General features: G+C 46.8%; 12 protein-coding genes. 6 read left to right on the top strand and 6 right to left on the bottom strand.

Going from position 1 to position 12,288, the window contains the following annotated elements; translation table 11 throughout:
• Positions 1-99 precede the first annotated feature (99 nt).
• Positions 100-360, bottom strand: a complete 261-nt coding sequence (locus FAI40_04185; GenBank protein ID QCE34606.1) for a hypothetical protein — start codon at positions 358-360, stop codon at positions 100-102.
• A gap of 740 nt (positions 361-1,100) precedes the next feature.
• Here FAI40_04185 and FAI40_04190 point away from each other — a divergent pair.
• Positions 1,101-1,451 (top strand): hypothetical protein, encoded by a 351-nt coding sequence (locus tag FAI40_04190; protein ID QCE34607.1) that lies wholly within the window; start codon positions 1,101-1,103, stop codon positions 1,449-1,451.
• Positions 1,452-1,632: 181 nt separating this feature from the next.
• Here FAI40_04190 and FAI40_04195 read toward each other — a convergent pair whose 3' ends face one another.
• Positions 1,633-2,664 (bottom strand): hypothetical protein, encoded by a 1,032-nt coding sequence (locus FAI40_04195; GenBank protein ID QCE34608.1) that lies wholly within the window; start codon positions 2,662-2,664, stop codon positions 1,633-1,635.
• A gap of 172 nt (positions 2,665-2,836) precedes the next feature.
• Complete coding sequence (locus FAI40_04200) at positions 2,837-3,937, bottom strand: hypothetical protein (protein ID QCE34609.1); 1,101 nt, start codon at positions 3,935-3,937, stop codon at positions 2,837-2,839.
• Between the two features lie 236 nt (positions 3,938-4,173).
• Between FAI40_04200 and hchA the strand changes: the two genes are divergently transcribed.
• On the top strand, positions 4,174-5,097 hold the full coding sequence (gene hchA / locus FAI40_04205) for a protein deglycase HchA (GenBank protein ID QCE34610.1): 924 nt from the start codon (positions 4,174-4,176) through the stop codon (positions 5,095-5,097).
• 34 nt (positions 5,098-5,131) lie between these two features.
• Positions 5,132-6,199, top strand: a complete 1,068-nt coding sequence (locus FAI40_04210; protein QCE34611.1) for a hypothetical protein — start codon at positions 5,132-5,134, stop codon at positions 6,197-6,199.
• Between the two features lie 75 nt (positions 6,200-6,274).
• Here the strand turns inward: FAI40_04210 and FAI40_04215 are convergent, their stop codons facing one another.
• Complete coding sequence (locus FAI40_04215) at positions 6,275-7,282, bottom strand: SDR family oxidoreductase (GenBank protein QCE35743.1); 1,008 nt, start codon at positions 7,280-7,282, stop codon at positions 6,275-6,277.
• Positions 7,283-7,451: 169 nt separating this feature from the next.
• Positions 7,452-8,495 carry a hypothetical protein gene (locus tag FAI40_04220; GenBank protein ID QCE34612.1) on the bottom strand — a complete coding sequence of 348 codons (1,044 nt, stop codon included), beginning with the start codon at positions 8,493-8,495 and terminating at the stop codon, positions 7,452-7,454.
• A 155-nt stretch (positions 8,496-8,650) separates the two neighbouring features.
• Here FAI40_04220 and FAI40_04225 point away from each other — a divergent pair, with 155 nt between their 5' ends.
• From FAI40_04225 to FAI40_04235, 3 genes are all read left to right on the top strand, one after another.
• The gene (locus FAI40_04225) at positions 8,651-9,358 is read left to right on the top strand and encodes a hypothetical protein (protein QCE34613.1); all 708 of its coding nucleotides are present in this window, start codon (positions 8,651-8,653) and stop codon (positions 9,356-9,358) included.
• Positions 9,359-9,380: 22 nt separating this feature from the next.
• Positions 9,381-10,352 carry a hypothetical protein gene (locus FAI40_04230; GenBank protein ID QCE34614.1) on the top strand — a complete coding sequence of 324 codons (972 nt, stop codon included), beginning with the start codon at positions 9,381-9,383 and terminating at the stop codon, positions 10,350-10,352.
• Between the two features lie 81 nt (positions 10,353-10,433).
• The gene (locus tag FAI40_04235; GenBank protein QCE34615.1) at positions 10,434-11,705 is read left to right on the top strand and encodes a hypothetical protein; all 1,272 of its coding nucleotides are present in this window, start codon (positions 10,434-10,436) and stop codon (positions 11,703-11,705) included.
• 130 nt (positions 11,706-11,835) lie between these two features.
• On the opposite strand, the gene FAI40_04240 is transcribed toward FAI40_04235, so the two are convergent.
• On the bottom strand, positions 11,836-12,276 hold the full coding sequence (locus FAI40_04240) for a hypothetical protein (GenBank protein ID QCE34616.1): 441 nt from the start codon (positions 12,274-12,276) through the stop codon (positions 11,836-11,838).
• Between the last annotated feature and the right edge of the window lie 12 nt (positions 12,277-12,288).

Below are 12,288 nucleotides of genomic sequence, written 5' to 3' on the forward strand. Positions count from 1 at the left end.
AATCAGTAAGGAAACCACGGCTCAGACATTGGCTTGTATGGAAAGCGTGGGAGCTTAGCAGACGAAGATCAATCCTCAAAATCACTCATTTTTATGACTTTACCGCTCTGACTGTTCTGTTTCATCGTCGAGCCATTCATTTATGACCTCGATAGCGTCTTGGATTTCCTGTGTATTGGCGTCTGGGCGGGAGCGCAGTTCTTTGAGCCATTCATTCACGGGCTGGGTTTCGGACTCTTTGATCCCCCAGAGGGCGAGGCTGATTTTATCGGCGATGTCAGACGGATTTTCATTTCCGAAATAGGATCCCCCTTTTGGCGAGAGGTATTTTCGTGTTTCCAATTTGAAAGAGACTGACATTGTACGACTCCCAACCTGTTTATTTTGCGGAAAACTTTGACACGCCCTGCACGATAACGTCTTTATCCTGTGAAAGAAATAAGCTTTCTGACCTCAAAGCAAAAATGTCAAAAGCGCAACATTAGAAAATCGCTTCATACTCCGAGTTAGAAACTTTCTCATTTTTACGCCATTGGTTTTTGTGCGATTTTGGAAAACCTCTGCCTCCCCATCATTGAGCATAAAAAACGCAAAACAAAAGGCACGCCGTGGATAAGAACGTGCCTTTTGTCTCTCTAGGAAAGCGGAAAACGCCCGATGCCTTCAAGCGCTTCCTTTAAAAAATTCCGTCCTCGTCATTTTCAGCGGAACTTCATAGCTCTCCTCTGACATAAACCCCTCAAAAGCAAATGAAAATAGTCTTTTTAAAAAAGATAAAAATCTTTTGCTTAAAGTTGTATTTTAAATACGCATTAACCTCTAAATCTCTCTCAAAAATCAAAAAAGTTTCTTATTTCTAAAAAAAGATGTTTTTTAGTTGCAAATGATACTCATTTTCATTTAGAAAGAAGAAGCTCATTGTAACTCAGTATCTTAAAAACGCCTGATGAAGTCTCTTCAAAGGGCGTTTTTTTGGTGGTTCTGTTTCTTCTCTGCTTTGATTCGAAAGACTTTTTGAGCGACTCTCTCAAAAAAATTCCTGCCTTTTAGGAAATGTGATAGTTTTAGGTTTCATCAAGAATTTTAAAAGGGATTGTGGTGTGAGAAATCTTCAAAAAATGCTGGTTTTGCCTGTTCTTGCTGGCGGTCTTTGGGCGGGTGCTGTTTCAGCGCAGGAAATGGGCGGTGCGGATATGATGTATCAGCAGGAAATGGCCTCTCAGCAATCCCAGCTCAACCAAAGCCCTCAGCAAATTATGGATCAGCAGCAGGCACAGCTCGCCCAACAGCAGCAGCATTTTGCCCAGCAGCAGATGGAAATGAATCAGCAGCAGGCGCTCTCCCAGCAAACGCTTGATAATCAGGCACAAATTCAGCAACAGCAAACCGATATGGCAGAGGCCTATGTCCAGAACATGCCAGATGGCGGCATGGCCGCCGCTGGGCATTAACAGTGCCCTCTTTCAGCGCATCTAAAAGCTTAAAAAGCGTGCCTTGAAAAATTCGGGGCACGCTTTTCTTTTGGCAAAGAGATAACAAGGTTAGCGTGTACCTTCGGAGATCTTAATTCTACTTTTCGTATCGTGTTTTTTTGAGCTTCTGCTCGCTTTCCGAAAAAAAGCTTAAAAGCGCTTAATTTGCGCCTTGATTGGCCCCGTCATGACTTCCCTCTTGGGGCGTATTATTCCCAGCCTGTTCTGGCATCTGTTCTGTGTTTTGCTGTGCATTCTGCTGAGCAGAATTTTGATTTTGTTCAGCATTTTGCTGATCGGGGTTTTGCTCTGAAGTTTGATTTTGTTCAGCGTTCTGCTGTGCATTTTGGGCGGCGATTTCTGCCGCTCTTCGTTCGGCTTCCTGCCGTTCACGCTCTCTTTGTTCTGCTTCCTGCCGTTCCCGTTCTCTTTGCTCGGCTTCTCTGCGTTCAGTCTCTCTTTTAACTTTTTCACGCTCCACAACCGCCAATAATCTGCTTTCAAAATTAGGAGAGATATAGGTTAGCGTATTGGGGAGCTTATTATAGGGGCTGTCGGAGATAGCAGAGGAAAACAAAACACTCTTTTTGTCAAAATAGTCATAGCGGTACGCCCCTCTATGCCATGCTGGAAAATCTAATTTGCCACTCGAAAACAAAATCTGGGCGAGGTTCATTTGCCACGCCTCTATCTGTTCGTGTTTGGCTTTTCCGTATTTCTCAATCAATTGATTTCTAAGGGCTGCCAGCCCTGTATCCCAAGGCAATCCCCCTGGCGTGGCCTGCAAATATAATTTCACGAGGCTTAAACCGCCATCAAGATAAAAAAGATACAAAGATTGCGGTGTTTTCTTTTCCGAGGTCACAGAAGGAAGCGCCGACCATTCACAGGAGGCAATCACAATTCCAGATTTTAAAACAGCCACATCTTCTGGATTAGAAAGGTCATATGCTCCATTCTTTCCATGTCCTTGGGGTTGCTGTTCTAGATTTCCTTTTTCAAGCCCTACTTTGGAAATTTTCCACCCATACCAGTCACCGCCATTCTCTCCCGTGCAGAGATTAGCCGTTGCAAGCGCATAGACATCTGTTCCAAACTTTAGGCCACGAAAGCCGTCCTCCGCATGCGAAAGCGACGGGAGAAAAGGGATTAAAAGCAAGGCAGGCAGGTATTTCGTTAATGTTTTTAACACGCCAAAAACTCTCAAAAGGACAAACAACTTTCAAAAGCAGACTAGCACGCCTTCTCTCATCTCAAAATCCACCTTGCGTAAAACTTTTCCACTCGCTTTCATAACAAAACGTGCCCTGAAGGATTCAGGGCACGTTTCTTTTTGAGACTCTTCTTTCATAAGTCTCGTAACTTTAGTCTTGGAATTGTTCGGCTTTTCTCATCATGGCGGAAATTTTATCGAGGCAGGCGAAAGTGGCCTCAAGGTCAAGTTTTCCGTCCTCTTTGCGTTTTAGCCAATCATCTTTATCGCCAATAATGGCAACCGCAGAAGTTGAGCCTAAACGCCGTCTTGAAACACGGGTCACTTGAATGCCGTCTTCTGATCCTGCTTTTTGCAGGACTTCGAGAAATTTATCCCAAATTTCCCATGTCAAAGCGGCACTAGGCTGACTGTGAAGGCGGACGAAAAGACGGTTCTCCATACCGCCCCTTTCACCGCTCATCCATGATTCAATTTGAAGGTACGGCACTACCCCTTTGAATCTTCCCCAGCTCCAAAAAGCCCCTAGAAAACCGCCATTGGCATTCGAAACATATTTCCATGTCAGGCTCTCATCTCTGCCAGTCTCAGTTTCCTGTTTTTCGAAATACGCGGCCAAGGCGGTAAAAAAGCCTTCTTCGCCTTCATATTCCCATTTTCCAACAGGAGAGGTTAAATAGGTCTGGAAAGCCCTTTCCTTTTCTTGGAGATAATCCAAGAACTGGTTGATAATCTCATTCCCTGGGACTTTTTTCTGAATTTCTTCCAAAATGCTAAGAAGTTCCTGCCGACCCAAAAAAGAATATTTTTTAAAATCTATCTTTCCCAACTCTTGTGGCTGAGGATTACCTGTTTTGAGATAAAGCGCCCCAACCTTACGATCCGAAAATTTTGTGTTAATTTTATCCCAATATGTTTTTAATTGATCCCCATGCTCTTGAGCATTAACCTTGTCCTCAATCAACAGGACTATTTTTTCATCTAGTTTCACCAGCAAATCTGTATGTTCAAACTGCTTTAAAATTTCGATGTTTTGATAGGAAAATTTTTCGAATTCGATTTTTTCTTCGAACTTGGCCTTTTTTAACAATGCGGCAAGAAAAAATTTTCCAGCCTCGTGCATTTTAGGAAAATCAGTGGCAAATTTAGAATCTGCATAGCTCAAAAGCCAAGTAAAAACGGCGTCTTGCGACAGCTCGGACGGTGCGTAATAGAACAGATTAGGTTCGGGGATATGTGTCGTTTGGGGCATCAGAGTCACTTTCAAAAATTGAATCTCTGGAGACGCACTTTAGCACAAGCGCTATTTGGAGGCTTTTTTAAAAGCAACCTGCCTTCACATTTTGCACTCAAAAATTCTCTTAAAAAAAGATCAAAAACTAGAAGCGTGTTTTGAAAGCGAAATTTCAAGCCCTTGTTTAAAAAATCCTGCGGCTTATCTCGGAAAAAGAAGACCTTGTTTCCAAATCAAAGAAGTAGAATGCCAAAATGACTAACTTGTCAAAAGCCCCGATTGCCGACAAAGCAGAACGTGACGCTTATTTCCCCTCTGAATTTTCACTCAGCCAATTTACCGCCCCGACAACAGGCGCAAAAACGCCTGTTTACGACAGAAAATATACAGGCTCGAAAAAGATTTTGGTGATTGCGACCCAAGAGCGCTATCTCCCTTTGAAAGAAGGCAAGTTTTTCTCCAGCGGAAACCACCCCGTCGAAACACTTCTCCCAATGGCGCATCTTCATGCGGCAGGGTTTGAGTTCGACATCGCCACCCCTTCGGGCGAGCATGTAAAGTTCGAGGAATGGGCTTTTCCTTCCCAAGACAAGCTCATTTTAGAGATTTTTCAGAAATATCAGCCAGCCTTTACCAATCCGCTGGATTTAAGGCGTGTTGTGCAAAATGGCGGTCTAGGGAAGGATTCAGACTATCTTGCAGTTTTCATTCCGGGCGGTCATGGCGTGCTCAACACAATCCCTTTGAGCCACAATGTGGGGCAGATTTTAAAACAGGCCATTGAAGGGCAGAAATTCATTATCACGCTTTGCCATGGCCCTGCCTGTCTGCTTTCTCTTTCCGTGCTTGGCAGAAAATCTGAAAATCCAGAGGAGCGTCTGAATTTTGCAGACCCTGCCAAACTTTCCAACTTACGGGAAAATCCGCTTGCTGGTTTTGAAATTTGCGCCTTCCCCGATCAGATTGACAAAGAGATGCTCCAATCAATTGGCTATATCCCTGCCCCAATGCAGTGGTTTATTGGCGAGGCGCTTGAAAAACAGGGGCTGAAAATCCTGCCAAGCCCTGAACTCGGCCGTGTGCATCGAGACCGCATTCTCCTCACAGGGGACAGCCCTGTCGCCGCAGATGCGCTCGGCAAGCTGGCTGCCGAAACCTTCTTAGAGGCTTTTGCCTAACTTTTACCTCTCCTCATTAAAGGAAAATTTCCCGATGAAAGCGCTTGTTTTTAACGAATTTGGCAATCCTGAAACGGTTTTGGAGGATAGAGATGCTTCCCTCCGTCCGTTACAGAAGGATGAAGTGCGCATCCGCATGCTTCTCGCCCCTATTCACAACCATCATCTCTGGTATATCAAAGGGCAATATGGGATTAAACCCCGTCTGCCAGCCGTGCCCGGTGATGAAGCTTTAGGCATTATTGAAGAAGTCGGCTCGGCGATTGTCGGTCTTAAAAAAGGGCAAAAAGTCATTGCCTGCAAAATGTGGGGCGCTTGGGCAGAGGAATTTATTGCCAAAGGCGGTGATGTTGTCCCCGTTCCCGAAGGCGTTCCTGATGAGATTGCCGCCCAGCTCCTTTCCATGCCTTTAAGTGCGATGATGCTTTTGGGGGCAACAAAGGCGAAGGCTGGCGAATGGGTGATTCAAAATGCCTCGAATGGTGCGGTCGGGAAAGTGCTTGCGCCGATTGGCAAAAGCCGAGGAATCCATGTTCTCAGCCTTGTCCGTTCGCAAAAAGCCAAAAGGGAAATGTTAGAGGCCAAAATTGAGCCTGTGGTTTCTACCGATGAAGTGGACTGGAAAGATCAGGTTGTGCGCATCACAGGCGGAAAAGCTGTCGCTGGCGTTGATTCCGTTGGCGGTCAAGCAGGCGGTGAAATGCTTTCCCTTCTCGGCAAAGGGGGCGTTCTCATCTCCTTTGGCGCAATGAGCGGTGAAGCCATTCAAATTGACCCTTCTGATTTGATTTTCCGTAATAAGAAAATTCGCGGCTTTTGGGCGACCCAAGCGGCCAAAGAAATTCCCTCCGAAGCCAAGCTCAAAATGCTTGGCAATCTTGCGAAATCCATTTTTGCAGGGGAAATGAATCCAAAAGATGCCGGCGGACTTAATTTAGAACGTCTCTCCAAAGGGTTTGCCATTCGCAAAATCGCCGCTCTGGTCAAGGCAGGCAAAATACAGCTCCCTGTGGCGGGCACATATCCGCTTGCGGATTATAAAGAGGCCTTAAAAGCCTCCGAAGAAGCTGGCCGAAAAGGAAAAATTCTTTTCCGTCCTTGATTTCTGTTTTCCTCATGCCTCTTCAAAGGCAAAAAGGGCGCTGACAAAGCGCCCTTTTCTTTTCACGCCGTTTTATCAGCCTTTATGGATGATAGAAGGGGCGGAATGTCCGCCTGTGCTGCCCCAAATTTCCCCTGTTGTATAGGTGGTTTCGGTGCTGGCAAGGGTCACATAAAGCGGCGCAAGCTCCGCAGGCTGTCCCGGACGGTGGAAAGATGTATCCGAGCCAAAGGTTGGAATACTGTCGCCGCCAAATTGTTTAAACACTTCTTGGGGTACAGCGCCTGAAATCTGGAGCGGTGTCCAGAAAGGCCCGGGCGCAACCGAATTGACACGAATGCCTTTTTGAATCAAAAGCTGTGTGCCAAGCGACTGGGTCATATTTGCAATCCCTGCCTTTGTCATCGCATAATCGACCAGGGTTGGGCTGGGTAAAGTTGCCTGACGGGAGGTCGTTGTCACAATCGTGCTGCCTTCTGGCATGATTTTCGCCGCTTCCCGAATGAGCCAGAACAGCGCATACAAATTCGTTTTGACCGTCCAATCAAAATCCTCTGTGCTAAGGGTGGTAATGTCTTCACAAAAGCGCTGACGGCCGGCGGTCACAATCAAGCAATCCAATCCGCCCAATTTCTCCGCAGACTCTTTAACCAAAGACTGGCAGAATTTTTCTTCTCTCAAATCCCCCGGCAACAAGAAGACTTTGCGTCCTGCCTCTTTGATATATTTTGCGCAATCTTCGGCATCGCCCTGCTCTTGTGGCAAATAATTCAGGACAATATCCGCCCCCTCACGGGCAAAGGCAATCGCTACCGCACGGCCAATCCCTGAATCACCGCCTGCAATTAAGGCTTTACGCCCTGCCATTCGGCCAGAGCCTTTATAAGATTTTTCACCACAATCAGGTACAGGAGTCATTTTTGACTGAATACCCGGCCAAGGCTGTTCTTGGGAATGATAGGCTGGGGCTGGATAAAGCCCTGCTGGATTGGCAGGCGCAGCGGATTTATGGCCTCCACCAAGGGCAGCCTGCGCCCTGCCAGCTCCCAGCGCTCCCGTGACGCCTAAGGCTGCAACGCCCATACCGCCACGGAATAAGTTACGCCGTGTTGCCGAGATTTCCGGTTCTGCTTGTTTTTTTTGAGAGTTATCATGGGAAAATTTCATGCGACCTTCCTTTCCTGTCTCATGTTCATTTTTGTAAAATTACCCTTTGATGAAACACTTTAATCCCAAGAGGGTAAAGGAATTTTTATCCCGGAATCGGCCATTTCGGTTTAGGCGCATTGGCAGGATGGCGATAGCGTCCCCAGCCTGCATCTGTTCTCGCACTCCGCAGAGGCATTTTTGAACAGCTCATCCAGCTTTGCTCCGCTGGACTGACCCAAGACGGGCCATAGCACCAGCCTTCTTTTTGAAGCTGGTCTTCGACCATTTCCGCAAAATAACGGGCGATAAAAACTTGCGCCCGCACAACATCATCTTCACTTGAGCCAATATCAGCCATTTCATTGAGGAAAAACCATTGCTGGATTTGCGTGTCTCTCGGCTCATTTTTGAGAATTTTCACAAATTCTGTTTGTTCTGGAATCGCATTTTGACAGCTTGTCCAGCCTGAAAGCTGGGAATCCCATGTCGGGCAGGCCTCTAAAAATTTAGGAATAATCGGATAAATATAGCTGCGCAGATCACGCTGCCCTTTGGTTAAATTAAACCAAAGCGAAATTTTCTGCTCCAAAGCCTGATTACTGCGGTTCAAAGGGTGTATCGGCGGCGCAGTAACTTCGGGCACTTTGCCATTCATCGCCTCCGAAACCATCGGATCGCTGGCATCATTCATCGTCTCGGACGGCATGACCTCCAATTCCTGCATGGCCTGCTGTGCGGGGTCTGGCGCAAACTGCTTGGTATCCTCATTATTCATCCGTTTTTCAACCATGCCTCTGGAATGGCTGAGATCAGAAACGTAGCCTTTGATTTTACCGGCCTCGGTCATTTGTTTACCGCCATAACCCGGCCCTGTGGGATAGCGTGGCGCTTCAGACGCTGGGTGAAGCGGAGGACTTGGCGCTGGAGGCAAATCTTTTATCTGCTCTTTCGAGAGTTTTGGCGCAACAGGCAGCGGCAAGACCATTTCTTCCTCTTCGTCCGCTTTATGTGCCTGCGCTGATACAGAAAAACAGGCTAAAAAAACGAAACAAGCAACAGCCCCTAGCGTTGTGGCATGCAAATGCCCGTTGCGCTTTTGAAAGCGTTTGGAAAAAGGCGCAAAAAGAGGAAAAATCTGTTTCATCATATCGTTTCTAAGCGTCACTTTTACCGAAAGTAAAGCGATATTATCGGCTTAAACTTGAAGTTTTAAAAATTAACCCTATAAAATTAACGCTGCAACCTCTTTTGGATTTTACTGCATTGAAAAGCCCCATGAAGCCCTTCAAGAAAATTTGCTTATTGCCATCGGCCCTTTTACTTTCTGTTTTTTCCCTAACAGGCTGTGAGAAAGACCTTGGTGTCTCTCCTGACCAAGCGCCAGACAGCGCTACCATCACTTTTTGCGACAATACGGGTCTTGGCTGCCACCGTATTGCCAATAAGGCCGAATGGACTCAGCTTTATAATGAAAGCGGCCGCTATCCTGTCGGCACATGGAAAGCCCCTTGGGGTAAAAGATATATTATTCCCTATGGCTATAATCATAATGATAAATGGGTTGAGGCTTGGAAAACAGCAGAAAGAGACTGTGCTGTAAATGATAAATGCGACTTCCCTTCCTTTGTCCAGCAGGCTAGAAAAACCCATAAAAGCATGCTCCACCGTCTTGATGAGTATAATTTTCCAAAAGCCTTCCGCCCCTTTTTCCAGCCCACGATGAAAAAATTGCAAAGCAAGGGCGAAACGCAATATCAATGCGACCTTTTCACCTATATTTGCACCCCTTTTATCGATCACCCGGATCAGCAGGTCGGGTTTTACCGTCCGCACCAGCCTCTGACCTACATCACGCCGCCAACAGAGCTGACAAGTGCCGCACCCCTTGCAGGCGCTGGGTCAGAAACAGCTTTTGTGACGCCAAAAGATGGGGATTCTGTACCGCAAACAGCCCAAGAAAAGAAAGACAAGGCAGCGCCTGTGCCGACCGCTTCTGAAGTGATGAAATGACTTTGACGGCTGTGAATTTCCTATGAAACTTTCCGCTTTTTCCGCTTCACTTTCCCAAAGGATTTTTCTAGGGACATTTGGTTTATTCTTGCCGATGACGCCTGCTTTGGCCGTTGTCTCTGAGCCTGCACCGCCGCCTGAAAGGGCGATGGACGATTTAAGGCCGCTTTTTGAGCCGATTGAACCGACCCATATCCCCACCTATATGGTGCCTGTGAAGCCTGAAAAGAAAAAATCGCCGCCTTTGCCTTATTCTGGATTACACAAAGGCCCTCAAACCATTTTAATGTGCCTTGATTCTGGCCTTGCCTGTTTCAAGCCTGAAACGGTTGAGGAATGGCAGATGCTTTGGCTGGGCAGTAATGGCGAGGCCACTCTTTGGGAATCTCCTTGGGGACGGAATTATCTCATTCCCAAAGGGTTTAACCACCGTGATGACTGGGTGAATGAATGGCAAGCCGCCTCGGATAACTGTATTTTTGAAGAAAGATGCGACTTTCCTGAATTTGTGCGCAAAGCCAGAAAAGCCCATAAAGACGAGCTGACACGGCTCAAAGTTGATCATTTGCCTTCTCTCTACCGCCCCTTCTTTCAGCCTAAATTTTTAACGCTGAAAAGCAAAGGAAAAATGCAATATCAGTGCGACCGTGTAACCCTCGCCTGTACGCCCTTTACGATCAAAGAAGATGGACATTTGGAAGGGATTTACAGGCCTTTTTTACAGCTGATGTATGTCACGCCTTTGCCCGAAAAGGTCACGCCCAAAGCGGTAGCGCAAAAACAGCGCCAAAAGCCAAAGCAGGACGTTGAAGCCAATACAGGCTATATGGGCAGTGAAGCCGATGAAACAGGCGAAGTCAAATCAGCGCCTCCGCCAGCCCTCCCCAAACGCCAAGTGATTGACCCGAAAAGCGAAAGCCCTTTACCGAAAAACGCAAAAAAACCGTCTCAAAAGGCTTCTGCTCCGAAAAGCGCCCCTGAAAAGGCAAAATAAAAGATGTTTTTTTTAAAGGAATAGCCTAAGCTGACTCTATCCTCCAGACTGACAAAAAAGGCTGTTAAGCAGATTATTCAAATGACACAAAGACGCCGGCTTCTCTCCCTCTGCTCTTTTTCTTTTGGGACTTCTGTTTGTCTTCCCCTCTTATTGGGGCAGGCTTTTGCGGCCGCAACCGCAACCGCCCCGATCCACACCCATACGCTCAAACCTTTGATTGCCTCAGCGCAAGCGAGTTCTAAACCGCTTATTTCCTTTAAAACACAGTCGGATAAAACAGTTTCAGCGCCCCCTGTGGCTTCCCCTTCGATCTCTTCAGAAGAACCGCAGAAAAATCAGGAAAAAACGACTGTATCGCCAGCGTCTGAGCCTGTCTCTCTTCCGCCACAGCCAGCGCCAGAATCTGCTCAAAGTCTGCCTGCGCTAGAAGCCTCTCCTGCACCTGTCCGCAATCCGCTTGATCCAAGTGAAAGCAATGAAGACATGGCTGTTGCACAATCAGAATCACCTTCTGCTGCCGAGCCTGTTCCATCTGCGCCAACAGAGACCTCTTTAGTGCCCTTGCCAGAAGAGGCTAAACCTGTGCCAGATCCTGTTAAAAAGAAACATGCGGCAACAAAACCAACGGTTAAAAAGGCACAAAAAGCGAAGAAAAAAATTAAAATCCATTCGCCACCGCCCCGCCAGCTTTCTTTAAGCGCCCCTGAGACACGGGAAGAATCAGAAAATCTTGAGCAAATTAAGCAGGAAATGGCCGTTTCACGTCCCCATAATGCTGACCAATCTGAATTGGCGGGGGTAAGACTTCGCATGAATTTTTCCCAAGCACGACACGCCGTCGCCCAAACACTCCGGGTGGGACTGGAAGAGGTCAAAATTATCGGCACACCGCCAGAAGCGCAGACCTGCACTGAAGGCACACAGCTTAGGGCCAGCAGCCGTCAAGGCAGTCTCAATGTGCAATTTGCCTGTGATGCAAGACTGCCTTACGCTCAAGAACTGTCGGTCAACCAGATTGCCTATGAACCCGACACGGGCACGATTGAAACCGTTCTGCAAGAAGCCCGCCAGAAATATGGCGACCCTGTCAATTTAGATCAGTTTGACCCAAGAAAAGCGGATTTTGTCACCTATTACTGGTGCGCTAATCCAGAGCGCAATCCTGCAAGCGCCTCAGGGAAAGACCTCTATTGCACGGTCAAAGCTGGCAATCGCTTGCGCCTTCAAGGGCGTGATAACAGCTTAGAGTTCCAGCTCCTTGCATCGCTCAAAAAAGCCTATCAGCCTCAAACAGAATCCCTGCCCTATGATTTCACTTCGGACGAGGATTCCCTCGAAACGACGGAATAAACGCTTCTTCTCTTGAAAACCATTCCCTGTTTACCTATAAGAGAAATAGGACTCTGTCCCTTTCGGAAGCCTTTAGCTGAGTTAAGGGTCTTTTGGCAGAATTGCCGACGTAGGAAGGACGGCGTCCTTTTTATTTCTGACGCAGCCGATAACGTTTTCCCCTCGAAAGATTGAGGCTTTTTTCCTCTGCAAGAAAATAACTTCGGTGCGCATAAGGCAACTCCCACTCTCGCATTGAGCGCCCCCAATCTCCCGTTGTCACGCCTATATTAAATCCCTCCATCCTTAACGCTTTGGATCTAATATGACCCAAAATATGCCTATAAAGTTTCTCCTTGGCGATTGTGCGTTTTCCTCTACAACGTTGCCCTTCTGGTTTAACAAGATGCAAATTATTCAAGCGGAATTGCATTGACCCCAGAACAATATCAATCGCCTGTAAAATAGGATGTTTTGCTGAATTTACTTCGAAAATATTTTGAACCTTAACCTGATAATAAACATCAGAGAGCCCCATCAACTGATTTTTAAATAATTTCAAATCTTCTGTTTTATCTGGCAAATCATCCATAAAAAAAGAAAG

It is taken from the genome of Acetobacteraceae bacterium (assembly GCA_004843345.1).
Taxonomy (GTDB): Bacteria; Pseudomonadota; Alphaproteobacteria; order Acetobacterales; family Acetobacteraceae.

What these genes read in the sequence shown, in the direction of transcription:
- FAI40_04220 (QCE34612.1), bottom strand. Translation starts at nt 8,495, where the DNA reads ATGATGAAACAGATTTTTCCTCTTTTTGCGCCTTTTTCCAAACGCTTT.
- FAI40_04200 (QCE34609.1), bottom strand. Translation starts at nt 3,937, where the DNA reads ATGCCCCAAACGACACATATCCCCGAACCTAATCTGTTCTATTACGCA.
- FAI40_04210 (QCE34611.1), top strand. Translation starts at nt 5,132, where the DNA reads ATGAAAGCGCTTGTTTTTAACGAATTTGGCAATCCTGAAACGGTTTTG.
- FAI40_04230 (QCE34614.1), top strand. Translation starts at nt 9,381, where the DNA reads ATGAAACTTTCCGCTTTTTCCGCTTCACTTTCCCAAAGGATTTTTCTA.
- hchA (QCE34610.1), top strand. Translation starts at nt 4,174, where the DNA reads ATGACTAACTTGTCAAAAGCCCCGATTGCCGACAAAGCAGAACGTGAC.
- FAI40_04235 (QCE34615.1), top strand. Translation starts at nt 10,434, where the DNA reads ATGACACAAAGACGCCGGCTTCTCTCCCTCTGCTCTTTTTCTTTTGGG.
- FAI40_04240 (QCE34616.1), bottom strand. Translation starts at nt 12,276, where the DNA reads ATGGATGATTTGCCAGATAAAACAGAAGATTTGAAATTATTTAAAAAT.
- FAI40_04215 (QCE35743.1), bottom strand. Translation starts at nt 7,282, where the DNA reads ATGGGCGTTGCAGCCTTAGGCGTCACGGGAGCGCTGGGAGCTGGCAGG.
- FAI40_04185 (QCE34606.1), bottom strand. Translation starts at nt 360, where the DNA reads ATGTCAGTCTCTTTCAAATTGGAAACACGAAAATACCTCTCGCCAAAA.